This is a genomic window from Photobacterium sp. GB-36 (genome assembly GCF_003026135.1).
In the GTDB taxonomy this organism is placed as follows: Bacteria; Pseudomonadota; Gammaproteobacteria; order Enterobacterales; family Vibrionaceae; genus Photobacterium.
The window spans coordinates 107525-132195 of sequence record NZ_PYNY01000003.1; the positions used below are offsets into that span (position 1 = coordinate 107525).

The 24671-nt window shown below is 40.1% G+C and carries 22 protein-coding genes; 11 read left to right on the forward strand and 11 right to left on the reverse strand.

Annotation, left to right across the window (positions count from 1 at the left end; translation table 11 throughout):
* The 3 genes from C9J46_RS03805 to asnB all read left to right on the forward strand — a co-directional run bounded on the left by C9J46_RS03805 (position 1) and on the right by asnB (position 4914).
* Entirely contained in the window at positions 1-1215 is a 1215-nt protein-coding gene (locus C9J46_RS03805; RefSeq protein WP_107205562.1) for an ROK family protein, read from the forward strand.
* A gap of 115 nt (positions 1216-1330) precedes the next feature.
* Entirely contained in the window at positions 1331-2923 is a 1593-nt protein-coding gene (locus tag C9J46_RS03810) for a cation:proton antiporter family protein (RefSeq protein WP_107245596.1), read from the forward strand.
* A 320-nt stretch (positions 2924-3243) separates the two neighbouring features.
* On the forward strand, positions 3244-4914 hold the full coding sequence (gene asnB / locus C9J46_RS03815; RefSeq protein WP_107205560.1) for an asparagine synthase B: 1671 nt from the start codon (positions 3244-3246) through the stop codon (positions 4912-4914).
* A gap of 78 nt (positions 4915-4992) precedes the next feature.
* Here the strand turns inward: asnB and C9J46_RS03820 are convergent, their stop codons facing one another.
* The 4 genes from C9J46_RS03820 to htpG form a co-directional block, all read right to left on the reverse strand.
* Positions 4993-6297 (reverse strand): inosine/guanosine kinase, encoded by a 1305-nt coding sequence (locus C9J46_RS03820; protein ID WP_107290575.1) that lies wholly within the window; start codon positions 6295-6297, stop codon positions 4993-4995.
* 147 nt (positions 6298-6444) lie between these two features.
* Positions 6445-7422 (reverse strand): ferrochelatase, encoded by a 978-nt coding sequence (gene hemH / locus C9J46_RS03825; RefSeq protein WP_107205558.1) that lies wholly within the window; start codon positions 7420-7422, stop codon positions 6445-6447.
* Between the two features lie 224 nt (positions 7423-7646).
* Positions 7647-8291 carry an adenylate kinase gene (gene adk / locus C9J46_RS03830; protein WP_105060657.1) on the reverse strand — a complete coding sequence of 215 codons (645 nt, stop codon included), beginning with the start codon at positions 8289-8291 and terminating at the stop codon, positions 7647-7649.
* A 141-nt stretch (positions 8292-8432) separates the two neighbouring features.
* A complete protein-coding gene (gene htpG, locus C9J46_RS03835) occupies positions 8433-10334 on the reverse strand; it encodes a molecular chaperone HtpG (RefSeq protein ID WP_107205557.1) in 1902 nt (633 codons plus the stop codon).
* A gap of 193 nt (positions 10335-10527) precedes the next feature.
* On the opposite strand from htpG, the gene C9J46_RS03840 reads away from it, so the two are divergent.
* Complete coding sequence (locus C9J46_RS03840) at positions 10528-11397, forward strand: transcriptional regulator (RefSeq protein ID WP_107205556.1); 870 nt, start codon at positions 10528-10530, stop codon at positions 11395-11397.
* The gene (locus C9J46_RS03845) at positions 11388-11933 is read left to right on the forward strand and encodes a regulatory protein ToxS (protein WP_107205555.1); all 546 of its coding nucleotides are present in this window, start codon (positions 11388-11390) and stop codon (positions 11931-11933) included. Before C9J46_RS03840 ends, C9J46_RS03845 begins: the two co-directional genes overlap by 10 nt.
* A gap of 72 nt (positions 11934-12005) precedes the next feature.
* Here C9J46_RS03845 and recR read toward each other — a convergent pair whose 3' ends face one another.
* From recR to C9J46_RS03870, 5 genes are all read right to left on the reverse strand, one after another.
* Positions 12006-12605 carry a recombination mediator RecR gene (recR, locus tag C9J46_RS03850; protein ID WP_107205554.1) on the reverse strand — a complete coding sequence of 200 codons (600 nt, stop codon included), beginning with the start codon at positions 12603-12605 and terminating at the stop codon, positions 12006-12008.
* 3 nt (positions 12606-12608) lie between these two features.
* The gene (locus C9J46_RS03855) at positions 12609-12938 is read right to left on the reverse strand and encodes a YbaB/EbfC family nucleoid-associated protein (RefSeq protein WP_107205553.1); all 330 of its coding nucleotides are present in this window, start codon (positions 12936-12938) and stop codon (positions 12609-12611) included.
* 37 nt (positions 12939-12975) lie between these two features.
* A complete protein-coding gene (dnaX, locus tag C9J46_RS03860; protein ID WP_107205552.1) occupies positions 12976-15198 on the reverse strand; it encodes a DNA polymerase III subunit gamma/tau in 2223 nt (740 codons plus the stop codon).
* 276 nt (positions 15199-15474) lie between these two features.
* Positions 15475-16020, reverse strand: coding sequence for an adenine phosphoribosyltransferase (apt, locus tag C9J46_RS03865; protein ID WP_005370463.1), 546 nt, complete (start codon positions 16018-16020; stop codon positions 15475-15477).
* Between the two features lie 130 nt (positions 16021-16150).
* Positions 16151-16585, reverse strand: a complete 435-nt coding sequence (locus tag C9J46_RS03870) for a YbaN family protein (RefSeq protein ID WP_107205551.1) — start codon at positions 16583-16585, stop codon at positions 16151-16153.
* Positions 16586-17156: 571 nt separating this feature from the next.
* Between C9J46_RS03870 and C9J46_RS03875 the strand changes: the two genes are divergently transcribed.
* Positions 17157-17504: a conjugal transfer protein TraR gene (locus tag C9J46_RS03875; protein ID WP_107205550.1), complete on the forward strand. Its 348-nt coding sequence runs from the start codon at positions 17157-17159 to the stop codon at positions 17502-17504.
* A gap of 78 nt (positions 17505-17582) precedes the next feature.
* Here C9J46_RS03875 and C9J46_RS03880 read toward each other — a convergent pair whose 3' ends face one another.
* Positions 17583-18221, reverse strand: coding sequence for a DUF2057 domain-containing protein (locus tag C9J46_RS03880; protein ID WP_107205549.1), 639 nt, complete (start codon positions 18219-18221; stop codon positions 17583-17585).
* Between the two features lie 126 nt (positions 18222-18347).
* Positions 18348-19334, reverse strand: coding sequence for a porin (locus C9J46_RS03885; RefSeq protein ID WP_107290576.1), 987 nt, complete (start codon positions 19332-19334; stop codon positions 18348-18350).
* Positions 19335-20033: 699 nt separating this feature from the next.
* On the opposite strand from C9J46_RS03885, the gene dinG reads away from it, so the two are divergent.
* Genes dinG through rsmS form a run of 5 tightly spaced genes read left to right on the forward strand, consistent with a single transcriptional unit; the run spans position 20034 to position 24573 of the window.
* Entirely contained in the window at positions 20034-22112 is a 2079-nt protein-coding gene (dinG, locus tag C9J46_RS03890) for an ATP-dependent DNA helicase DinG (protein ID WP_107290577.1), read from the forward strand.
* A gap of 21 nt (positions 22113-22133) precedes the next feature.
* Positions 22134-22907 carry a TSUP family transporter gene (locus C9J46_RS03895; RefSeq protein WP_158259263.1) on the forward strand — a complete coding sequence of 258 codons (774 nt, stop codon included), beginning with the start codon at positions 22134-22136 and terminating at the stop codon, positions 22905-22907.
* Positions 22908-22933: 26 nt separating this feature from the next.
* Entirely contained in the window at positions 22934-23485 is a 552-nt protein-coding gene (gene priC / locus C9J46_RS03900) for a primosomal replication protein PriC (protein WP_107245602.1), read from the forward strand.
* Positions 23486-23487: 2 nt separating this feature from the next.
* Positions 23488-24396, forward strand: coding sequence for a histone deacetylase (locus C9J46_RS03905; protein ID WP_107259376.1), 909 nt, complete (start codon positions 23488-23490; stop codon positions 24394-24396).
* Positions 24397-24411: 15 nt separating this feature from the next.
* Complete coding sequence (gene rsmS / locus C9J46_RS03910; RefSeq protein WP_107205544.1) at positions 24412-24573, forward strand: pleiotropic regulatory protein RsmS; 162 nt, start codon at positions 24412-24414, stop codon at positions 24571-24573.
* The last annotated feature ends 98 nt before the right edge of the window (positions 24574-24671 follow it).

Sequence of the window (24671 nt, forward strand, 5' to 3'; positions counted from 1 at the left end):
ATGACAGGCGGACAAATTGGTAATGTTGATCTCGTAAAACAGCTAAACAGTGCAGCTGTTTATCGCTTGATTGACTTGCAGGGCCCTATTTCACGTATTCAGGTGGCTGATGTTAGTCAGCTTGCTCCTGCCAGTGTTACTAAAATAACCCGCCAACTACTTGAGCGCGGCCTAATCAAAGAGGTCGCGCAACAAGCATCAACCGGCGGTAGACGGGCAATATCGCTGACAACTGAATCAGCAGCATTTCATTCTATTGCGGTGCGTATTGGTCGAAATTACATTGAAATAACCCTTTATGATTTAAGTGGTAACCATATAACAGGTACCGCTCACCCATTTTCTTATACCAGCCAACAAGCCTTAATTGATGGTTTACTTGAGCATATCCAAAATTTCATCAGTAATAACCAAAATGTAATGAAAGAATTGGTTGCATTTGGTATTACGCTCCCCGGCTTAGTGAACCCTGAGCATGGTATTGTGGAATATATGCCACATATTGAAATTGATGACTTTCCATTAGCTGACATTATTAAAAAACAATTCGGTGTTATTTGTTTTGTCGGTAATGATATTCGAGGCCTAGCGCTAGCTGAACATTACTTCGGTGCAAGCCGCGATTGTAAAGACTCAATTCTAGTCAGTGTTCACAACGGTACAGGTGCCGGTATTATTGTTAATGGTCAAGTATTCTTGGGCTTTAACCGTAACGTGGGCGAGATCGGCCATATTCAAATCGATCCTTTAGGCGATAAATGCCAATGCGGTAATTTTGGTTGTTTAGAAACAGTCGCAGCCGATCCCGCAATAGTTAAAAATGTTCAACATTTGCTCGACCAAGGCTATCCAAGTTCATTACAAGCGCTTGAAGATATAACAATGCTTGCGATTTGTAATGCGGCAAATGATGGTGATGAGTTAGCAACCCAAGCGTTGATAAAAGTTGGAAATCAATTGGGCAAAGCTCTTGCGATGACCATCAATTTGTTCAACCCTCAAAAAATCATTCTTGCGGGTAACATTACTCATGCCCAAGAGATTGTTTTTCCAGCGATTCGACGTTGTGTTGAAACACAATCACTCTCAAGATTTCATCATGACTTACCGGTTGTTGCATCTGAGCTTTATAACCAGCCGACCATAGGTGCATTTTCAATGATCAAACGCGCCATGTTAAACGGTGTATTATTACAGCTTCTATTAGAAGACTAATCACAGCACCATATAAATTCAGAGCAAAGGGGCGTATTGATTTAATACGCCCCTAATCTCATCAGCTTCACACTATTTCTCCAGATTGTTATCTTGCAAGGATGTTGTACAAGATATGGAATTTATCTACATACTTACCGCTTTTATCATTGGTTTTATTGCTCTACGTTGCAAACTCCCCCCTCTTGTGGGTTTTCTTGTTGCAGGCTTTAGTCTTAACAGTTTTGGCTTTACTTCTACACCTACTTTAGAAACCTTAGCTAACTTAGGGGTAACACTGCTTCTTTTTACCATTGGTTTAAAGCTGGATGTGAAGTCCTTACTTAAAAAAGAAGTTTGGGGTGGTGCTACCTTACATAATCTCTTATCAACAACCTTATTTACCCTCTGTTTATTGGTATTAAAACAGCTTGGTTTAACCATGTTCAGCGACATGGCGTTAAGCCAATTAATTCTTATCGGGTTTGCGCTGTCTTTTTCCAGTACAGTATTTGCCATTAAGCTGTTACAAGAAAAAGGCGAGTTAAATGCAAAGTACGGTACCGTCTCTATCGGTATTCTGGTCATGCAAGATATCTTCGCCGTTATATTCTTGACTATCTCAAGTGGAAAAATGCCAGAAGTGTATGCGCTTGGACTTTTCGCCCTACCGTTAATTCGCCCTATCCTATACAAGATCTTAGACAAAGCAGGTCACGGTGAAGTACTGGTACTCTATGCCATTACTCTTGCGCTAGTTCTCGGTGCAGGATTATTTAAACTGGTTGGTATGAAGCCTGATTTGGGTGCACTATTGATCGGGATGCTAATGGCAGGACACAGTAAGTCTTCTGAAATGGCAAAATCACTCTTTAACTTTAAAGAGCTGTTACTTGTTTGCTTTTTCTTAAATATTGGCCTGTCAGAAACCCCGACGCTTAATGGGTTACTGATGGCATTTGTTTTACTACTCTTATTACCGCTTAAAGGCATGTTGTACTACGGCATATTCCATTTGTGTCGTTACCGTGTCCGTACCTCAATGCTCGCGACGTTAACACTATTTAATTACAGCGAGTTTGGTTTAATTGTCGGTGGTGTGGCTTATAAGCTAGGACTATTACCGGGTACTTTTTTAGTGGCTATCGCTATTGCCGTTTCTTTTTCATTTTTGCTCGCAGCCCCTCTCAACAGCGTGAGCCATAAACTTTATACAGAAGCATCAAAATGGCTAAAAGAATTTGAACCAGAAAAACTCAACGCCGATGACAAACTGATCGATCTTGGACAATCAAAAGTGTTAATTCTTGGTATGGGTCGAATAGGCACGGGGGCATATGATGAGTTACAAGCACGTTACGGCAAGCAAATCATAGGCGTTGAAACCCGAGAGGAATCCGCAGAGAAGCAACGCAAAGAAGGACGTAATGTTATTCAAGGCGATGCGACTGATCCTGATTTTTGGGCGCGGGTGATCAGCAAAGAACGTATAACTCTTATTTTATTAGCAATGCCTCATAGTCAGGCGAATGTTTATGCCTTGGAGCAAATTAAAGCTCGTCATTTCCAAGGTAAAATAGCAGCAATTGCTCAGTACAATGATGATGAAGAGTTACTGTATGAACAAGGTATTGATGCCGTCTTCAACATCTTCAATGAGGCTGGCAGTGGTTTTGCTCGTAATGTATGTGATCACTTAAAGCCAGACATAACAGCAATCAAATCATAATCCTATAAGTACGCCCCCTTATTTCGCAGCAAAAAATAAACAGTGGTAACAACTACTGTTTATTTTTTTTAAACAAAAAGCCAAACAAATTAGATTTAATTCAGTTAAAGGCGATTTTAATGAATGATATTCACCTAAGGCGTTTTATTTTAATGGATTGAAGATTTTTTATTGCAATTTACTTCAGAATACGCAATTTTAACAATCAAAGAGAAACGCACATAAATAAAAAGTTTTATTTTCATTATATAAACCTTTCGGTTACATCTGTGTTTCTAAGATTTATGGATATAAAAAGATAACGTTGGAGTGGTATTACTATGTGTTCTGTATTTGGGATCCTAGACATTAAAAGCGACGCAGCAGCATTGCGTCCTATCGCATTAGAAATGTCGAAAAAGCTTCGTCACCGCGGCCCAGACTGGTCAGGTATTTATGCATCAGAACATGCCATTCTTGCGCATGAGCGTCTAGCGATTGTTGGCTTAAACAGTGGTGCACAACCGCTATATAGCCCAGATAAAAAATTAATTCTTGCGGTTAACGGTGAAATCTACAACCACAAAGAAATCCGTGCTCGCTATGAAGGTAAATACGATTTCCAAACAGATTCAGATTGTGAAGTTATTCTTGCGCTATACCAAGATATGGGCGAAGAGTTACTTGAAGAGCTTAACGGTATTTTCGCCTTTGTACTGTACGATGAAGAAAAAGATACTTACCTTGTAGGTCGTGATCACATTGGTATTATTCCGTTGTACCAAGGCTTTGACGAAAACGGTAACTACTATGTTGCATCAGAAATGAAAGCGCTGGTACCTGTGTGTAAAACAGTGAGTGAATTCCCTCCTGGTTGTTACTACGGTAGTGCTGATGCCGAGCCACAACGGTATTACACCCGTGATTGGAATGAATACGCAGCCGTACAAGGTAACTCAACCAGCAAAGAAGAATTAACTGAAGCATTAGAAGCCGCTATTAAGCGTCAGTTAATGACAGATGTACCTTACGGTGTACTACTATCAGGTGGTTTAGATTCATCAATTACATCAGCTGTGGCAAAACGCTTTGCTGCAATGCGTATTGAGGATAATGACCAATCTGAAGCATGGTGGCCACAACTTCACTCTTTTGCCGTGGGTCTTGAAGGTGCCCCTGATTTAAAAGCAGCGCGTGAAGTTGCAGATAAAATTGGTACCGTTCACCATGAAATGACTTACACGATTCAAGAAGGTCTAGATGCTATCCGTGATGTGATTTATCACATTGAAACTTACGATGTGACAACCATTCGTGCTTCTACCCCAATGTTCCTAATGGGTCGTAAAATCAAGGCAATGGGTATCAAGATGGTACTTTCTGGTGAAGGTGCAGATGAAATCTTTGGTGGCTACTTATACTTCCATAAAGCACCGAACGCGAAAGAGTTCCATGAAGAAACTGTACGTAAATTGCTTGCTCTGAACATGTTTGACTGTGCACGAGCAAACAAATCGTTAGCGGCATGGGGTGTTGAAGGCCGAGTACCATTCCTAGATAAAGAATTTATCGATGTGGCAATGCGTCTGAACCCTGAAGATAAAATGTGTGGTAACGGTAAGATGGAAAAACACATCTTACGTGAGTGTTTTGAGCACTACCTACCAGAATCTATCGCATGGCGTCAAAAAGAGCAGTTCTCTGATGGTGTAGGTTACAGCTGGATTGATACGCTAAAAGAAGTAGCTGAAGAAAAAGTAACGGATCAACAGCTTGAAACAGCGGCTTACCGCTTCCCTTACAACACACCAACAACCAAAGAAGGTTACGCATACCGTGAGATCTTTGAAGAGTTGTTCCCGCTAGAAAGTGCGGCAAAATGTGTACCGGGTGGTCCATCGATTGCTTGTTCAAGTGCAAAAGCGATTGAATGGGATGAGAGCTTTAAGAACGCAGCAGACCCATCAGGTCGTGCAGTAGCAGCTGTACATAACGAAGCTTATAAAAAATAAGTTTGCTCTAAACTGCAGCTAATAAAAAACCGCCAAGCACGAAAATGTGTTGGCGGTTTTTTTATATCTATATGAAACTTAACGTTCCCAGTATGCTTCTTCCAAACTATCTTCACGCTCTGGCAGACCACGAGATAAACGTGGAGAATACTGAGCCAAGACTTCGTAGCTTACACGGTTTGAATATAAACAAACCTGTGAGAACGATGAATAAGTTAGGAAAGAATGTTGGTGCTTACTCGAGTTCGGCACGTTTTCTTTATGGTAGCGGTTTGCAGACATATCATGCAGTAATGCTGAAAGTGCACCATCACCAGCGCCGTTAGTATTCTTAATACGCTCAGGACCGCCCATATAAGGAGCAATATGTGAATACGCCTTAATTGGATTCTCACACGCCGTTTTAAGCATTGGTCGGCTAAATTCATAGCGGTTAAACTCAGCAATATCACCGGGAAGTAACGGTAAACTTGTTTCACGCTTAGCGTTATCATCAGTGTAACCTGCGGTATATAAACCTACAGGGCCTGCAGTACAAAGAACAAGATCAACCCATTCTAATGCTTTATCAGCTGCTACAAGCGGATCAGACTCACCAGTTAACGCTTCACCTTCATCTTCATTCATTGCAACAACTGTTACATTATCACGAAGGAAGTCGCGCCACCATTGTGGATCATCTTGAATAACGAACTTTGTACCTAATGTTAATACCACGGGTACATCGTATTTTTTCGCATATTCAATGGCGCGCATTGTTGCAGCAGGCATAGGATCGCCAGGCTTACAACGCACTAAATACGCCGTTAACACAAGTGCAGACGCATTTTCAAACACATGTTCAGGAATGCTATCAGGTTCAAGTTGGTTCATCTTACCTTCGTTGATAGCGAAGGTACGTTCACCGTCTTTTGAAATAAGAGCAAAACAACGACCAATAGGACCGTCAACAGGTTGAAGGTAGTTCATATCCATGCGGCTTGATGTATTACAAAGGTAACGGTACGCGTAACTACCGATCTCAATGTCTTTACTCATCACGCCTAGAAGAACAGATTTATCATCCGCTAACACAGAATAGTTGTGTAGCGTATTACCAATCGTGCCACCAGCAAACTCGTGAGTAACAAGGTTGTTCTCTTTTAGCTCTTGATATAGCGCTTCTGCTTTTTCATCAGTAATAACCAAAGAATGGCCTTTACTTAACTCATAGCGTTCCAGGAATTCATCATCCACATAAGCTTCAATATCTACCAATGTTTGGTCAATACCGACAACATGAGTACGTGCTAGACGCTTCTCTTGTTTCGTTTGACTTAAAAGTGGATCGCGAGCATGTACCGGAAAGTAATGCTTAGATTTTCGTTGGCCTGGAAATTTCATGTCTATGCGCTATCAAGTTGTAAATTTTGCGAATTCTATCACAGAATATAGAACATAAAAGCAAAAGCTCTCATTGGTTTTGAGATATATCAACACAAATGAGAGCGTAAACGTTATCGTCAATGTAAGTTACAGAATAAAAACTGACTATTCCCAACCTTGAACATGTTGTTTCACCAAGTTTTCCATCATTGTAATATGTGCCTGGCTATCATTAAGGCAAGGGATCAAATTAAATTCTACCCCACCCGCTTCAATGAACACTTCTTTGCACTGCTCTGCAATTTCTTCAAGGGTTTCTAAACAATCAACAGAGAACGCAGGACACATAACATCAAGGCGTTTTACACCTTTCTCTGCCAATGATTTTATCGTGCCTTCCGTATACGGTTTTAACCATTCTTCACGTCCAAAAATAGACTGATAGCTCATGCTCATTTTTTCACGCGGCATCTCAAGCATCTTCGCTAATAGCTCCGTTGTACCATTACAATGATCGGGATACGGATCGCCATTATCAGCATAACGTTTAGGAATACCGTGATATGAACATAATAAGTAATCAGGCTCGCCTTTTTCTGCCCACACCGTTTTAGCCGTCTCGGCTAACGCTGAAATATAATCAGGGTGATCGTAATAATGATTAATAAAGCGCAACTCTGGGATATACGATATGGACTTTAAGTCTTTCGCAATACGATCAAATACAGCAGCGGTGGTAGTACCTGAATACTGAGGATATAACGGTAAAACTAAAACCTTATCACAACCTTGCTGCTTTAGACGCTCCAAACCAGCCTGAGTACTCGGGTTACCATAAGTCATACCCAGTTCAACTGGGACTTGAAGTATCTCTGTTAATGCTTTTTGTTGGCGTTTTGAATACACCATCAATGGTGAGCCATCTTCCATCCAAACAGATTGATATAATTTAGCAACTTTCGGTGAGCGAATCGGCAAAATTACGCCGTGTAAAATGGGGCACCATAACCAGCGAGTCATATCGACGACACGGTGATCGTGTAAAAATTGAGATAGAAATTGTTTCACCCCAGCCGCCGTCGGTGCATCAGGCGTACCTAAGTTAACTAACAATACACCGTATTTTTTATTGTCTTTATTCATCGGTTTTCGCTCTTATCTGTCCTAAACCAAGCTTTCTGATCAAAAAATATTAATCATGCAACCGAAGCTAAACGAAGGCTGATCGCTTTTAGATCACTTTGATCAGAAAAAGACGTATCCCGCCTTTATTAACCCCTATTTAAACCATAAAAAAACGGACTATACCAATAGGTAAGCCCGTTTTTTTCATTGTTACAAGCTATCTAAAACAGCCTATATCAATATTAAGCTAATGCTTTTTCTAGCTCAGCGCTCACTTCAGCAACAGGAAGTGTACCATCAAACTTAAGGTATTTCGTGTTACCCGCTGCCGCTTCTTTACCATAGTACTCGATAAGAGGTGCAGTTTGTGTGTGGTAAACATTTAGACGTGCACGAACTGTTTCTTCTTTGTCGTCTTCACGGATAACAAGATCTTCACCTGTTACGTCATCTTTACCTTCAACCTTTGGTGGGTTGTAAACAGCGTGGTAAGTACGACCAGAAGGAAGGTGAGCACGACGACCCGCCATACGCTCAACGATCACATCGTCAGCCACATCAAACTCGATAACGTAATCAACGTTAACACCGTTTTCTTTTAGACCATCAGCTTGAGGAATTGTGCGTGGGAAACCATCTAGTAGGAAGCCTTTTGCGCAATCATCTGCCGCAATACGCTCTTTTACAAGACCAAGGATGATATCGTCAGATACCAATTGACCTGCATCGATCACTGATTTCGCTTGCTTGCCTAGTTCAGTACCCGCTTTGATAGCTGCACGTAGCATGTCACCAGTTGAAATTTGAGGAATACCAAACTTTTCCATGATGAATTGAGCTTGAGTACCTTTACCTGCACCTGGAGCGCCCAGAAGAATGATGCGCATTGTGATCCCCTTTAATAGAGTGGAATTTTTGCAAAAAAGTGAAAATACACTGAATAAGCGAGACTCGCAAGCCCAGTACAATGACTGGGCTTGGTTTACATGCTTTATCAGAATAGTATTTGATACAAGCAAGTTATTTGGTTATTTAATCAGCAACTTGTTAATTGCAGCAAGGAACTGAGAAGGATCTTCCATCGTACCGCGTTCAGCTAACATCGCTTCACCGAGCAAGAATTCAACCCAACGACCAAACACTTCTTCATCTGCTTCATCTGCCATTTTCTTAACCAATGCATGCTCAGGGTTTAATTCAAAAATGTATTGAACCTCTGGCGCATCATGACCCGCTGCTGCTAGCAGTTTCGCCATTTGGGTACCCATTTCGTTTTCATCTGTCACAACAACTGCTGGTGTGTCATGAAGTTTGAACGTTGCACGTACATCTTTTACACGTGTGCCTAAGTAACCTTTTGTTCGCTCAGTCACTGAAGCAAACTCTTTTTCCGTCTCTTTTTGCTTCTCTTTCACTGCTTCATCGTCAAAGCTTGAAAGATCAAGATCAGATTTAGTAATCGCTTGGAACTGCTTGCCTTCAAATTCTGGCAAGTGGCCCATTAGGTACTCATCAATACGATCGTACATCAAAATCACTTCCAACCCTTTAGCACGGAATTGCTCTAGGTGTGGGCTATGCTTCGCTGCATTAAAATTATCTGCGGTTAGATAATAAATCTTATCTTGGTTTTCTTTCATGCGGCTCACGTAATCTGCAAGCGATACTGTTTGCTCTTGTGAGTCATTTTCTGTTGAGCTAAAGCGTAGCAAGTTGGCAATTTTGTCACGATTCGCAAAATCTTCAGCTAACCCTTCTTTTAATACCTGACCAAACGCTTTCCAGAACGTCTGATACTTCTCAGCATCATTTTTCGCCATACGCTCAAGCATTTGCAACACACGCTTGGTACACGCTTTACGTAGCGCTTGAGTTACCTTGTTATCTTGTAGAATTTCGCGCGATACGTTCAGTGGCAGATCGTTTGAATCAATTAAGCCGCGCACGAAGCGAAGGTATGTAGGCATAAACTGCTGTGCATCATCCATAATAAATACACGTTGTACATACAGTTTTAAGCCATGCTGACCATCACGGTTATTCAGATCCCAAGGTGCCGTCGACGGGATGTAAAGCAGACTAGTGTAATCTTGCTTACCTTCAACGCGGTTATGTGACCATACCAAAGGCTCTGCGTAATCATGCGCAACGTGATTGTAGAATTCTTTATATTCTTCCTCACTGATGTCGGACTTATTACGTGTCCACAATGCTTGGGCCTTATTGATCTGATCCCACTTTGTTCCTGTTACTTTACCTTCTTCGTCTTTTTCTTCGGTTTGAATAAGAACAGGAATACCAATATGGTCTGAATACTTACCCACGATTTCACGTAAGCGATACTCATTTAAAAACTCTTTATCATCTTCACGTAGATGCAAGATAATATCAGTACCACGATTCGCTTTAGTGATAGTTTCAATACTGTAATCACCTTCACCAGCAGACTGCCAACTTACCGCTTCATCAGCCGCAACATCAGCTGCACGTGTATTAACCGTTACCGAATCTGCCACAATGAATGCTGAGTAAAAACCCACACCAAACTGACCAATTAATTGCGAATCTTTACTTTCATCTTCTTTTAGCTGAGAGAAGAATTCTTTCGTACCTGATTTAGCAATTGTGCCTAAATGCTCAATCGCCTGCTCACGAGTCATACCAATACCATTATCACTAATAGTTAATGTACCCGCTTGCTCATTGATTGATAACTTAACGCATAGGTTAGAATCGTCACCATACAAATCAGACTGTGATAAGGCTTTAAAACGTAGCTTATCTGCCGCATCAGACGCATTTGAGATCAATTCACGTAAGAAAATCTCTTTATTCGAGTAAAGTGAATGGATCATTAGGTGAAGTAATTGTTTTACTTCCGACTGAAAACCACGAGTTTCCTTATTTTTATCAACTACTTGCTCGCTCATCTCTACTCCATTGGAAATTGTTAGGTGTTATTTTTAAGATAAATATGGTCAAACGGTATAATTTCAACCTAAAATAACACGATTTTTATTTTTTATATTTTTTCAGATTCCGTTTTATATTTTTAGATTAAGAAACCATTCAGCAAACTTATAGAACAATGAATAATTAGAAGATCATTGCTAAGGTTAAAAAATGCCCACACACGCAAAAAAGTTTTTAATCGGACAACGATTCATTTTTGATCCAAACGATAACAGTTTAATTGATAAACTAGAAAATAATGAGTTAATTCGTTTAGGCAGTAATGAAAGCCGCGCCTTGAGTCTTCTAATCGAAGATCCAAGCCTCATTATTACTCGCCAGCGTATTCACGATTATGTTTGGCGCGAACAAGGCTTTGAAGTCGATGACTCAAGTTTAACACAAGCTATTTCAACGTTGCGTAAAGCACTAAAAGACTCAACTAAGTCGCCTGCATTTGTAAAAACTGTGCCCAAACGTGGTTACCAAATCATTGCCACTGTCGATCCCTATGTCGATGAAGAAGGCATGGATTCTAATGTTGCAGCCCAAGAAACTTTACCGCATCCAGAACATATTTCCCCTCTTGATACACCAAGTGTTGATGTTACAGATAGCGAGATCGTTGAACAAATAACAGAGGCTGAATCATCGATACCACCCTCGATAGAAACCAAACCGAAGATAACATGGCTTGGTTGGATAGCACTGGCGATCGCTTTAATATTACCGGTTGTTGTTAATTTAAGTATGCCCCCAAAATCGGCTGCTTTTCGTCCACTTCTTCAAGTTGAGGGCGTAAAAATTTATACGCCAATTAGTAATCCAGTGATGAAAGATTGGAACAATATGATCAGTAGTTGCGTCAGTGATTATTTGAAAAATCATCAGGATGAAGGTAAACCAACCGAAGTCATCGTCACTGGTGGACAAAATAATCAACTGTATTTGAATTACTTACATAGCAGCAGTGTACCAATGGAAAACATCACCTTACGTTTACTGACTAGCCATGAGGATAATGTGAAATTATGCCAGTAAATTCTCCTATTACCTTCTCGCATATTATTCGTAAGTATTGGCCTTTTGGGATCCTTGCTATTTCTATCACTGTTTGTAGTTGGGTTTATTTTTCAACAGATTACAAACAAGAGCAGCTACTAATGTCGCGAGAATGGCAAAGTACGACATTTAGTCGCATTGAGCCAACACAACTCGATAATTTAGGCACACTACGTAAAGTAAAACAAAGCAGTAATATGGTGTATTTGCCTAACCATACCTATTCACGTATTACGACGTTAGAGCTGTATAGTGAGAAAGCAACGCCCGTAACGATTCATATTTCTGAATCCGGTCAATGGGATGTCAGTGGTGGCTATCTGCTTACTGAGCCCACAGAGTTTAAAGACGTAACATCTGGTACAAATATTGATTTTGATGATAAGCAACTTAATGTTGTAAAAGATATTTTCAGAATGAATGCGCAAGAAAGCCGTCGGATTGATGTGATAAACAAAAATTCACTGTTATTAACCAGTTTGACCTACGGCTCTAATATTCTTTACTCGCTGTAAAAAATACAGGCTTTAAATAACACATAAAAAAACCGCGCTATATGAGCGCGGTTTTTATTTATTCTCGCCAGACTATAAACGCTGACGCCCTGCTAATGAGTGCGATAGCGTTGTACCATCAACAAGCTCTAACTCACCACCGACAGGAACACCATGAGCAATACGGCTCGCCGGTACATCATATTCATGACATAACTCAGCAATGTAATGCGCTGTGGCCTCCCCTTCAACCGTAGGGTTAGTTGCAAGAATTACTTCACTGATATTTTCATGCTGTAATCGATTTTCAAGACGATCAAGACCAATATCAGAAGGTCCAATACCATCAAGTGGTGACAAGTGCCCCATCAATACAAAATAACGGCCAGAAAATTGTCCTGTTGCTTCTACTGCGACAATATCCGCAGGACTTTCAACAACACAAATTAATCCGTTTTCTTGGCGGCGAGGATTTTCACAAATGGCACAAACATCATCTTCAGTAAATGTTCGACAATCACGGCAATGTCCAATTTCAGTCATAGCCTGACTCAGTGCATCTGCAAGTTGTAAACCACCTTGGCGATTACGCTGTAGCAAACTAAAAGCCATACGCTGTGCTGACTTAGGACCAACCCCCGGTAGACAGCGTAAAGCTTCCATTAAATGCTCCAGTAAGTGACTGGTACGCATTAATTAGAATGGCAGTTTAAAGCCAGCAGGTAGGTTCATACCGCCAGTAACTGAAGCCATTTTTTCTTTTTGTGCTTCTTCGATACGACGAGAAGCATCGTTAAATGCTGCTGCGATAAGATCTTCTAGCATGTCTTTGTCGTCTTCCATTAGACTTTCATCAATTTCAACACGACGAACACTGTGGCTACCAGTGATAGTAACTTTAACAAGGCCAGCACCTGATTCACCAGTTACTTCCATGTTTGCTACTTCTTCTTGCATCTTCTGCATACGCTCTTGCATCTGTTGCGCCTGCTTCATCATGTTACCCATGCCACCTTTACCAAACATATCTTTTCTCTCTCTATCTTGGTCTGGTTAAAAACCTTTAAATTGGTCGAACACTGTCTTCATCCAGTTGAGCGGCAAAACGCTGACAAATAAACATCACATTTTGATCGTTATCTAAGCTCTGTTTTGCTTGTAACAGCTTTTGTTGATACAGCTCTTCACGTAATTCTAACGGTGTTTTTCCTTCTTCACCCAGTACGATATTCAACATGACTGAGTGTCCTAATACGGAACTTAATGCACTACATAATTGTTCTTTCGCACGCTCACCATTTAAATGCTGTTGCGCTGCGCGTAAATGCAATGTGATTTGATCACCTTGCTGCTCAAAAGAAGAGTTCAAGGCTAGCTGTTGGATTAATTTACCCACATCCAACTGCGTCACTAAGTTTGCCCAACTATCCTGATTTGCTGCTTCATTGACAAGTATTTTTGTCATTTCAGGTGTTTTTTCGTGCTCTAGTGCTTTCTTTAAAACACGTGGAGCAACATCGACTTTTTTAGCCTCTTCAGCATCCGGTTTTGCTGTCGGTTTCCAGCGGTATTCTTGATCTTCTTTCTCTTGTAGCTGTTGTGCTGGGAGATTCGACGTCGGCATCGCACGTGAAACACTCGTAGGTATCGCTTTTTGCTTATTCGCAACACGATCTAATACGGAAGTAGCGACTTTTTTAGCTGACGTCGTTGGCGTCTTTTTTACCGATGAAACCTGTGCATCATCATGACCACGCTGTTTCTGGCTGCGTAACCTATTACGTGCCGCCAATAACCCACTAGCTGGCGAGCCTGAACGTGATGTTTCAGCAGGTGCCGCTGGCATTTCAGGCGCACTCATCGGTTGCGATGCCTGTGATACTGGCTCCTGAGAACGTTGTGGCGCAGCAGGTTGTGATTGAGCGCTTGACTGAGCTGGTCCCACTTGAGGTTCTGGCATCACAGAATGAGGTGGCATTGGCGCCATATTCATCTCTGGATTAATAGCAACATTAGATTGTTGTATTTGATGCGGTGCGACTGGAGATACAGGCTCCGTATGCGTGGCTTGCATCTGCGCTTTTAACGCTTGTACGCGTGAAACACCTTGTTGCCCAGTAGGGTTTGGATTCGCCGCTGGTACTGCCGCGACTGGCTGAGTGCTAGGAACATTGATCGCTTGTGGCTGGATCCCTGATGAAACAACAGGTCTAAATGCCAACATACGCAATAGCACCATTTCAAGTCCAGTTCGACCATCAGGGGCATAGCCTAAATCTTGTCGACCTTGCACCGCAATTTGATAGCATAGCTGCACATCTTGTGGCGTCATCAATTGGCTTAACAAACTGATACGCTCAGCGTCAGGCAAGGCTTCATCTAAACTCGCAGGTAAAGCTTGATACATGGCTACACGGTGCAATTGACAGGCTAATTCACGCAGTAAGCTGTCCCATTCAACGCCAATATTCGCCAGTTCTTGTAAACTGTTCATCGCAATATTTGCATTTGCTTGCGCAACAGCTTCAAGTAAAAATAACGCTTGATCTGTGTCTAATGTGCCAAGCATTGTCGCGACATTATCAATGCCAACTTGGCCGTTTCCCAAAGCAATCGCTTGATCCGTTAAACTTAACGCATCACGCATACTGCCTTCTGCAGCGCGCGCTAATAAACTCAATGCTTTAGCTTCATACTCTACTTTTTCTTCTGTGAGTACTGTTTCTAATTGCGTTTGAATTTGTTGATGATCAAGGTGCTTTAAATGAAACTGCAAACAACGAGATAAAATCGTAACCGGCAACTTTTGAGGATCCGTTGTCGCTAAAATAAATTTAACGTACTCCGGTGGCTCTTCTAACGTTTTGAGTAAAGCATTAAAACTGTGGCGAGATAACATATGTACTTCATCAATCAAGTACACTTTAAAGCGTCCACGAGCAGGCTTATACTGAACATTATCGAGCAATTCACGAGTATCTTCTACTTTGGTACGAGACGCGGCATCTATCTCTAATAGATCAACAAAACGTCCTTCGTCAATTTCACGACACGTTGTACATTTACCACAGGGGGTTGCAGTGATCCCTTCTTCACAGTTTAGTCCTTTGGCGAAAATGCGCGCGATGGTTGTTTTACCCACACCACGAGTGCCACTGAACAAGTAAGCATGATGAAGGCGATTTTGCGTTAACGCATTGCCTAAGGCTGTCAACACATGTGACTGACCAACCACATCAGAAAACTGAGATGGACGCCATTTACGGGCCAGAACCTGATAACTCATTAATAACTACCTTACTCTATCTAGACAGCGTCTTATGAATACACTCGCTTCTATTTCTATTATTCTCTAAACCTTATTTTAGATACCCATAAAACAAATAGTTCGTAGAAAATAAGAGAAATACTAAGACATGGTGTATTGATGGTGAAACCTGCGCTAATGCTAGCATATTGCGTATTTTGGAGCGAGAGAAGAGATAATTGAGAGAGCAATCATTAAGCAAATAAACAGTAAGTAAACATCTGGCTTACTTACTGTTCAATATTCTATTTATACTTAGTGGCCGGGGAAGTCACAAATAGCATATACATTTAAGCCTAAGCCTTGCAGGCGTGCTTCACCGCCGATATCTGGCAAGTTAATAACAAATGCAGCATCATCTACAATACCACCTAAACGACGCACTAAATTCGTTGTCGCTTCAATGGTGCCACCTGTTGCCAATAAATCGTCTACAAGCAATACGCGATCACCAGGTTTAATTGCATCTTTGTGAATTTCTAATGTGTCTTTGCCGTATTCTAACTCGTAACTTTCAGCAATCACTTCACGCGGTAATTTACCTGGCTTACGAACAGGCACAAAACCAACGCCAAGTTCTAATGCTAATGGCGCACCAAACAGAAATCCGCGCGCTTCAGTACCGATAATTTTGGTAATACCTTGATCTTTATACTTTTCAGCTAAAATAGCAATCGTTGCACGGTAAGCTTCAGGCTGCTCCATCAAACTCGTCACATCACGGAATAAGATCCCCGGTTTTGGGTAATCTTGAATTGATTGAATACTATTTTTAATCAAGTTAAGTGTTTCTTGGTTCATAATCGTTTCCGTGCTTTCACAATGCTGATAAGTATCAAGCGAGAAATAAAATGCCTACTCAATCGCAGGCAATATCATCAACTCCGGCAGATAAATATCAAAATTATCTGTCATGAATTATTGCTGCAGTTTATTGGTTTTCCTGCTTGTCAGCAACTAGCTCTGCAGCCATAGTTTTATCAATTACTGTCAACCTATTAAAGAAAAAGAGCAATGTCATCGCCATCACCAACAACATCAATTTATGCCACCATAACGGCACAAGAAAAATAGACAGTGCAAAACTGCACACTATCATGATGTTACCACGACGTTTTACGGTAGAAGAGACAGCACGATGCTGGTACCAATTATCTAAAATCGGTCCAAAGGTAGGATGATGACGTAGCCAATGATTTAAACGTGGTGAACCTCGCATAAAACACGCACTGGCTAGCAGTAAAAATGGGGTTGTTGGCAACAGTGGTAAAAAAATCCCTATCACCCCTAAGACAACACAGGTGGCTCCTGTAACCACATATAAAGATGAGACAACTCTTGTTTTTAAATTGGCATTCTGTCGCATTATCATGCTATTCCTTGTGTCCATTGCTACCTCCATATTGAAGCAAGATATAAGGTTAGTATAGCGATGATTAAAACTTATAAATCAAATAATAAGTAACAAAACAAATTAATCATATGACTAACCTAGTTTAATATAATCCCAAGAGAAGTGAGGTTCGCAGGCAAAGTCGGTAGAGCAATTAATAACAACAGACCACAGAAATACTTCACGCTAAACGGGTCTTCAAATTCATGATCCATCTCTACTTCTTTATATAAGATAATTGACAGTGCTGTGACGAAGATACTGAACTTGTTTTTTTTTCTTTATATTTGTTAAAAAAAAATTCTATCTGATAATTTTTTTATCAAAAACCGAAAGAAAATAGGGTTATTGATATAAATTTACACTAAGACTTGATTCAAATCACAACTCAAAAATGAATATCACCTAAACTAAAAATGAACTTGGGAGGATTCGTTAATATTTAAAATTTCTCGCAACTCTCTTGTTTCATATCAATCCCCATAATTAATGACAGTGATGTTTAATTTTCTCTATTGAATCAATCATTACGGCAATGGTAGACATGAATTATCAACAATTTCAGAGCCCGCTAAATACAGAATTTTTAACCCTAGCGGAAGAATTAAAAAATAAAATACAGCTCAATAGCCTAGTTACTGATCCTGCAAAGATTAATGATGCAGAACTTAACGACCTGATTGCGATGGCGAAAGCATCATTCATTCCTGCTCTTTTTGATACTGCAATTCGTCTTGAAAAAGTAGATGCCGCAGTCTGTTCATTTAAACTAGGTATGTATGGTTTATGTACTGATTGTGAAGAAGAAATTGAATACCGTGATTTAGAGCAAGATCCAGCACAACCTCGCTGTAAAGCATGTCGTGAGCATAGCCGTTATCACCACGACTGATCTTCATTAATAAATGACATATATAGAAAAAGGCAGCGATAGTCGCTGCCTTTTGCTTTTTACAATGTAGCGTAAGTCTTAATTAAAATCGTGCTCTGCCATCCAAATTTTAAACGCTTTTTTATCGTCTTTAGATGCCTTGCTATACCATAACTTTAATTGCGTTAACGCATCACCCGTGATCTGAACTTTTCCTGTTTTATCATCAACTTCTACCACTGTTTTTTGTAAATCAACAGGGTTACCGTTTTCAATAATGATACCGTTGTTTTTATTATATTCAGCCACAAGTGCCGGCATGTCACTATACGCTCCAAAACCTTCACCAATAAGTTCAACCGCATCTAACGATAATTTCTCACCACCTTCTGTCTCTAATATCCATTTTGGATCGCGGTCAAAATATGCTTTTGCTTGTGATTCTGTGGTTAAACGTGGCAAGGTGATTTCCGCATCTTGCGAAGTCATATTAATATCAAATAGATATGGACGCGTTGTATAAATTGTTGTTTTTGAGCCACGCTTCACTTCACCATCAAAACGTACCACTACTTGGTGCTTGCCTTCAGATAATTCAATACTTTCAGCATGAGAGAAGCGGCCTGATTTTACTTCCTTACCATCTACAACCAACAACTCAAGATTATTACCTACCGATAAGGTTGCCGCATTAACAGCACCAGAAAATAATGCGACTAGCAATAAGATTTTTTTCATTTTACATCCCTTATATACAGCGTTGGATCATCAAACTCTTTCTATAGCAATTTATATCAACAGCTATAGAAAAAATGTAATAAAAAAGCCGCCAAAATGGCGGCTTATTGGTAGTAAACTCTATAATTAGAATTTAACTTCTAGACCAGCAACGTAACCGAACTCTTCAACTTCGTTGAAGATCTTGTCGTTATCAGCGTAACCAACTTCAGCGTATGCTTTAACATTGCTGTGTAGTTGTTGCGTTACGTTAGCGTATACGTTGTCATGAGAAACATCTTTGTGACGGTCTTTAGCGTGAACATAACCTAGAGCGAACGTTGTTTTGTCTAATGTGTAAGAACCGTTAACTTCGTATAGATCTAAGTCTTTCTGAACTTTCTTAGTATCAGAGTGTTTGTATTTAATTTGACCGAAAGAAGCAGCTAGGTTTACAGCACCGAATGCGTATTCCGCTTCTAGGTTGTAACCACGAACATCATCGCCAGCTTTACCAGGCTTAACAATTGGCTTACCGTCAACTAAACCAAAATTTTCTAGACCTTTGTAGCCAACACGCTCAGCATCGTAACCGTATACACGCACGTCAAGACCAGCAGTACGGAAACCTAAACGACCATCAGTGATCTCTGTTTTGTTATCAGAACCTAAGTTATGAGAAGCAGCAGCGTAGAAAGTACCGTTGTCGTAAACGTACTTAATTGCACGGTCGCCTTCAGTTTGAGCAAAGCTTACTTGCTCTAGACCCATTTCGTAGTCTTTACCAATACCTGAATCATCTGAAACAAGTAATTGACGACCAAATGTTAGCGTACCGAAATCACCTGAGAAACCAGCCCATAGTTCATCATTTTTTACTTCTTTACTTTCGTATTTAAACGCAGTACCAGAAACAACATTTAGATTATCGCTAACTGCAACAGATGCATTTAGAGATAAATCACCGTCATCCAGACGGATTGTTGTATCTTCGTTTTTTGCATAACCGTCATAAACTTGAACTTCAACAGCACCAGATAGGTCAACTTTAACACCGTTTGCGTCATATAGGTTGATGCCAGCATTTGCAGAACCAGCTGTTAGTACAGCAAGAGCTAAAAGCGTTTTTTTCATGATAAGTCCACTGCCTTTCTTTATCTTATTTATGGAGAACCATTCCCGGCACTCCTGTTTATTTTCTCCTTGTTATGCAACAGTTCTAAAAATAAAAAACTAAAATAACAAGGAGTTGGTGTTCGTGGCTCGCATCCTGACAGAAGTTCAATATTTTTGTCAAATTTCATAAAATAAATATAAAAAAATATAAAACGATCATAATTTTCAATCAGTTACAGCAAAGAAATACAAATAACAAACACTATCAAATGGCGCTTTTCCTTTTATTTAAACCATTAAAAAGTGTAAATAAACAGAATAAAAAACTAAAAACAAAACATAAAAATAGGTATTTTAGCTATTTAAACTTTAAAAAACATTTTGAATGGACGATCGTTTCCAGTCGTCATTTATGGTATTTAATATTACAGTTTTCTATTCGCAATCGTGATCCAAAGCACAATACAACTATTATTTTGTCTCCGTATATCGCTCCTATCACTCAAATCAATTCCTTATAAACACCTTTCCTGTCATTCCACCTTTAATACTTGATGAGATTGTTATCTTTGTTTCTTAAATGTCAGTACTAAAACAAACACATCACTTATTATGCACCGTTCAACGCTCTGAATTTCACCTCACTCCACGTTATTCACTTTGAACACCGATACTTCATGCTACAATGCCGTCCCCTGCCATTATGAAATTTCAGCCATGTTACACAGCCAAGTAAAAACCGATATCAAGCAGTGCTATGAGAATTTAGGAAAACAGCTAGATAACTTTATTCCGCGTCGCGCACAAAACTATTTGGTGTCAGAAATAGCAAAAACGCTGGCTGGGGAATACCACAAAAAAAATCGAATGTTAGTGGCTGAGGCTGGTACAGGGATCGGTAAATCTTTAGCCTATTTACTCGGTGGGATCCCTTTCGCGTTATTCAATAATAAAAAGCTATTGATCTCGACAGCAACCGTTGCGCTGCAAGAACAGCTAATCAACAAAGATCTCCCGTTGTTTAATCAAATTTTCCCAAAGGAATTCAGTTTTATTCTCGCCAAAGGGCGTCAACGCTATTGCTGTAACCATAAGTTAGAAGCATGCTGTTCACCTGATGGTGATCCTCAACTCGCCATGTGGGAAGAAAAACCTAAAAAATCTGATCTCGATCTGCTAAAACGAATGCTAAAGGCAACCGAGCAAAAGAAATGGGATGGCGACAGAGACAGTTGGCCAACAACAATTCCTGATCGTGTTTGGATGCAAATTATGGCAGATAAACATAGCTGTCATGCTGGTATGCCTAAACATCGTACATGCCCTTTTGCTAAAGCACGTGAGCACTTAGATAAAGCGGATGTTATTGTGGCTAACCATGCTTTGTTAATGGCTGATATTGAACTAGGTGGTGGGGTTATCTTGCCTGAGCCTGAGCAAACTATTTATGTGATTGATGAGGCCCACCATCTGCCACAAGTCGCACGTGACTTCTCATCTGCCGCTGCGAGTTTGAAAGGTGCAGCAAGTTGGCTAGAAAAACTCAATCAAAATGTTAGTAAATACGCAGAGCTCGCTGACTATCAAAAAGCCAATCGCTTTCAAAATGCAATACAAGATAACATCCAGCACTTAATTCCAACATTAAGTCAAATTGCCAATAATATTGATCCCGCTATTTTTAATAAAGATGGCGTGTATCGTTTTGAACATGGTGAATTACCACAATGGTTAGAAGAAGAAGCGAAAGGCTGTAAAGAAGCCAGTAAAAAAGTCATGCAATCATTGGGGAAGATCCAAGATTTAATCTCCGAGCGTACGAAAGAAAACGAAATTATTCCTCGATTAGGTGAGCAAGCACTTACTGAAGTCGGTTTTTATCTTCAGCGCGTGGAAAACCTTGAAAAAGTCTGGACACTGATGGCGCAACCAAACAATAAAAAAGGGGCTCCGTTAGCTCGTTGGATAGAAAAAAGTCCTGAACGGGAAAATGACTACATTATTGAAGTGTCACCACTTGAAGTCGGCTATCGTTTAGATCAGTTACTTTGGAGTCGCGCAGCAGGATCTATTTTAGTTTCAGCAACCTTGCGTGCTTTAAACCAATTTAACTTTTTCTGCCGTCAAGCTGGTGTTTCAGAAACGGATGGAACACGCTTTTTAGCACTGGCATCTCCATTTGATTATCAAAATAATGCGCGATTAGTGATCCCCTCTTTAAAAATGGAACCACAAGCCGAAGCATTTACTGACTTATTAATTGAAATATTACCTGAATACCTTGAAGGTGAAACTGCAAGTTTGGTGTTGTTCTCTTCCTATTGGCAAATGAATAAAGTCGCCGATGCATTACGCCCACTAGCGAAAAAGAATAAATGGGAATTATTGGTACAAGGCGAAGAGTCACGTAATGAAACCCTAAAAAAACATAAAGAAAACTGTAAAAGCGGTAAAGCTAGCATCTTATTTGGTACCGGAAGTTTTTCTGAAGGTCTTGATTTACCTGGTGATTTACTAACGAATTTAATTATTACCAAGATTCCATTTGCTGTACCCACATCACCAGTAGAAGAAGCCCACGCTGAATATATTGAAAGCAGAGGCGGAAATCCCTTCTTACAAATATCAGTACCAGAAGCCAGTAAAAAGCTTATTCAATCCGTCGGTCGCTTACTGCGAAAAGAGCAGGACTCTGGTAGAGTAGTGATTCTTGACCGTCGAATTATTACCCGTCGATATGGAAAATCATTATTAGACTCTCTGCCTCCTTTTAAACGGGTTATTGAATATAACTAAATGAATAAAAAAGAATAATTAATGATTGAAATGATAGAACCGAGTACCTTACTGATACTCGGTATTATTGCCCTTGCCGCTGGCTTTATTGATGCGGTTGCAGGCGGTGGCGGAATGCTCACCGTCCCTGCCTTGCTATCACTAGGGTTACCGCCACATATTGCTTTAGGTACCAATAAACTTGCTGCAAGCTTTGCCTCTGCAACAGCGGCTTGGACTTATTATAAAAAAAACCTATTCTCACCACGTTTTTGGCTTGCTTCCTTTATCGCTACATTTATTGGCGCAATAACAGGTACCTTAATTGTTAATCTAGTTAGTAGTGAGTGGCTAGAAAAAGGCTTACCTCTGCTTATCTTTGCCGTGGCTATCTATACTATTTGGCATCCCCAGCCAAAAGAAGAGCAATACGTATTACCATCAGTCACCCCTATGCTAAAACTTAAGCAATGGCTTCAAGGAACAAGTATCGGCTTTTATGATGGCATTGCAGGCCCTGGCACAGGCGCTTTTTGGACAGTTTCTAGCATGATTTTATATCGGTTAGACATGCTCCGTGCTTGCGGCCTTGCAAAAGCGATGAATTTCACCAGTAACATTACTTCATTAGTTACTTTCATTGTCTTAGGGCAAGTCAATTTTGCACTAGGTTTAACAATGGGGATATGTTTAATGCTAGGTGCTTACATTGGTGCTCATTCTGCAATACGCTTTGGCGCAAAGTTTATTCGACCTGTTTTTGTCACTGTTGTTTTAATTTTAGCAATTAAATTAGCTTGGCAAGCTTGGTTCTAACTTAGCTTGTAATACAAGGTTTCTCTATGATTGACTTATCTCGTCTTATTTCACTGATTGAACAATTAAAACAACAAACAGCTGACGTTGACCGTAAACGTGGCGAATCCTTTAAGCCTCTGTTTGACGAAACGCTATTTAAAACACGTAGTAAGTTGCTTACCCCTTGCGTCAATGAAGTCCATAATGAGCTCCAGTTATTACAAAAAGAGCAACAAGCCGGACGTTTATTACCCGCAAGAACACAGCATCTCTGTGAAAAAATTGTGAGCCAAATTCAAGCTATCCAGCGTGAACTAGCCACACAAAACATTCGTAAAAAAGAGCCGAAAAATCAAGCTGTCTGGCGCAGACCAATTAATGAAATATATCAAGATCTTAATCAACATAAAGATTGGGAACGCCGTTTAAAAGCCATGCTTCGTGATAAAGAGTTATTAATTAGTCGTTGTGCTTCACAATTTGAGCAGCAACAGCTTCAAAAAGAAATTCTAGCCCTTGAAGGTAGGATAAGTCGCTGCCAAGCTGCTTTGATAAAAATTGAAACTGACATCAGTAACAGAGAGAGAAAAGGCTAACAATGCTTCCTCTGATTTACCATTCTCAATACTCGGCTCTAACCTTGCCAGAAAAGCATCGTTACCCTATTAATAAATACCGACTGCTGTTTGAGGCTATTTTTCACTCAGAATTAAGTAACAAGGTAAGTATTCACCAACCTAATAGGGCTGATATTGCCAAAATTAAGGCCATTCATAATAGTGAATATGTTGATGACTTACTCTTTAATAGATTGCCAGCAGCAAAAATGCGCCGTATCGGGTTCCCTTGGAGTAATGAATTAATCACTCGAACCCTACTCTCAACAGGTGGCACTCAATTAACGGTTGATTTAGCACTTGAGCACGGTATAGCCATTCATTTAAGTGGTGGTTATCATCACGCCCATCATGATTTTGGTAGTGGTTTTTGTCTATTTAATGACTTAGCCATCGCAGCTAAGCATGCTTTATCTTATTCTCATATCGACAAAGTCATGATTATTGATTGTGATGTACATCATGGTGACGGCACAGCAACACTACTTACTAATGATCCCAACATCATTACTTTTTCTGTTCATTGTGATAAAAATTTCCCAGCTCGTAAGCCTGATTCAGATGTTGATCTTGCTTTAGAAAGAAACACTTCAACAGATGATTACCTCACGGCATTGCAAGGTGTTCTCCCTCTTCTGCTTGCTCAGCACCAACCCGATTTGGTCATATACGATGCCGGCGTTGATATCCACCAGCATGATGAACTGGGATATTTTGATGTTTCTAAACAAGGTCTATACCTACGAGATCATTATATTTTAACCCAATCTAAAGCGCAGAATATTCCTGTTGCCGCAGTCATCGGTGGTGGATATAGAACAAATCATCAAGATTTAGTCGAGCTACACTTACAACTTATTTATGCAGCATTATTCGTACACAACAAATAGCGATAAAGAGAAATTATGCCTGATAACCAAATAACAACAAATACATTAGAAAATGCACCGGAAGAAATAAAGCTCGCGGTAGATTTAATTTATTTATTAGAGAGTAATGACATTGCCCCAGAGATCGTACTTTCCGCTTTAGAAATTGTTCGCAAAGACTTTGAAAATAAAGCATAGACGCCATATTTTTAAAAAATTAGCTCAATTCTTACCAAAAGATAAAAGATACAACTTTTCACCATTAGTATCTTTTATCGACTCAACCAAATATTTAA

Excerpts from the sequence above, each read along its gene's own strand:
- C9J46_RS03905 (WP_107259376.1), top strand. The coding sequence starts at position 23,488 with ATGCTTCCTCTGATTTACCATTCTCAATACTCGGCTCTAACCTTGCCA.
- C9J46_RS03880 (WP_107205549.1), bottom strand. The coding sequence starts at position 18,221 with ATGAAAAAAATCTTATTGCTAGTCGCATTATTTTCTGGTGCTGTTAAT.
- asnB (WP_107205560.1), top strand. The coding sequence starts at position 3,244 with ATGTGTTCTGTATTTGGGATCCTAGACATTAAAAGCGACGCAGCAGCA.
- C9J46_RS03875 (WP_107205550.1), top strand. The coding sequence starts at position 17,157 with ATGAATTATCAACAATTTCAGAGCCCGCTAAATACAGAATTTTTAACC.
- C9J46_RS03845 (WP_107205555.1), top strand. The coding sequence starts at position 11,388 with ATGCCAGTAAATTCTCCTATTACCTTCTCGCATATTATTCGTAAGTAT.
- adk (WP_105060657.1), bottom strand. The coding sequence starts at position 8,291 with ATGCGCATCATTCTTCTGGGCGCTCCAGGTGCAGGTAAAGGTACTCAA.
- htpG (WP_107205557.1), bottom strand. The coding sequence starts at position 10,334 with ATGAGCGAGCAAGTAGTTGATAAAAATAAGGAAACTCGTGGTTTTCAG.
- hemH (WP_107205558.1), bottom strand. The coding sequence starts at position 7,422 with ATGAATAAAGACAATAAAAAATACGGTGTATTGTTAGTTAACTTAGGT.
- dnaX (WP_107205552.1), bottom strand. The coding sequence starts at position 15,198 with ATGAGTTATCAGGTTCTGGCCCGTAAATGGCGTCCATCTCAGTTTTCT.
- priC (WP_107245602.1), top strand. The coding sequence starts at position 22,934 with ATGATTGACTTATCTCGTCTTATTTCACTGATTGAACAATTAAAACAA.
- apt (WP_005370463.1), bottom strand. The coding sequence starts at position 16,020 with ATGAACCAAGAAACACTTAACTTGATTAAAAATAGTATTCAATCAATT.
- C9J46_RS03895 (WP_158259263.1), top strand. The coding sequence starts at position 22,134 with ATGATTGAAATGATAGAACCGAGTACCTTACTGATACTCGGTATTATT.
- recR (WP_107205554.1), bottom strand. The coding sequence starts at position 12,605 with ATGCGTACCAGTCACTTACTGGAGCATTTAATGGAAGCTTTACGCTGT.
- C9J46_RS03885 (WP_107290576.1), bottom strand. The coding sequence starts at position 19,334 with ATGAAAAAAACGCTTTTAGCTCTTGCTGTACTAACAGCTGGTTCTGCA.
- C9J46_RS03810 (WP_107245596.1), top strand. The coding sequence starts at position 1,331 with ATGGAATTTATCTACATACTTACCGCTTTTATCATTGGTTTTATTGCT.
- C9J46_RS03870 (WP_107205551.1), bottom strand. The coding sequence starts at position 16,585 with ATGCGACAGAATGCCAATTTAAAAACAAGAGTTGTCTCATCTTTATAT.
- dinG (WP_107290577.1), top strand. The coding sequence starts at position 20,034 with ATGTTACACAGCCAAGTAAAAACCGATATCAAGCAGTGCTATGAGAAT.
- C9J46_RS03805 (WP_107205562.1), top strand. The coding sequence starts at position 1 with ATGACAGGCGGACAAATTGGTAATGTTGATCTCGTAAAACAGCTAAAC.
- rsmS (WP_107205544.1), top strand. The coding sequence starts at position 24,412 with ATGCCTGATAACCAAATAACAACAAATACATTAGAAAATGCACCGGAA.
- C9J46_RS03820 (WP_107290575.1), bottom strand. The coding sequence starts at position 6,297 with ATGAAATTTCCAGGCCAACGAAAATCTAAGCATTACTTTCCGGTACAT.
- C9J46_RS03855 (WP_107205553.1), bottom strand. The coding sequence starts at position 12,938 with ATGTTTGGTAAAGGTGGCATGGGTAACATGATGAAGCAGGCGCAACAG.
- C9J46_RS03840 (WP_107205556.1), top strand. The coding sequence starts at position 10,528 with ATGCCCACACACGCAAAAAAGTTTTTAATCGGACAACGATTCATTTTT.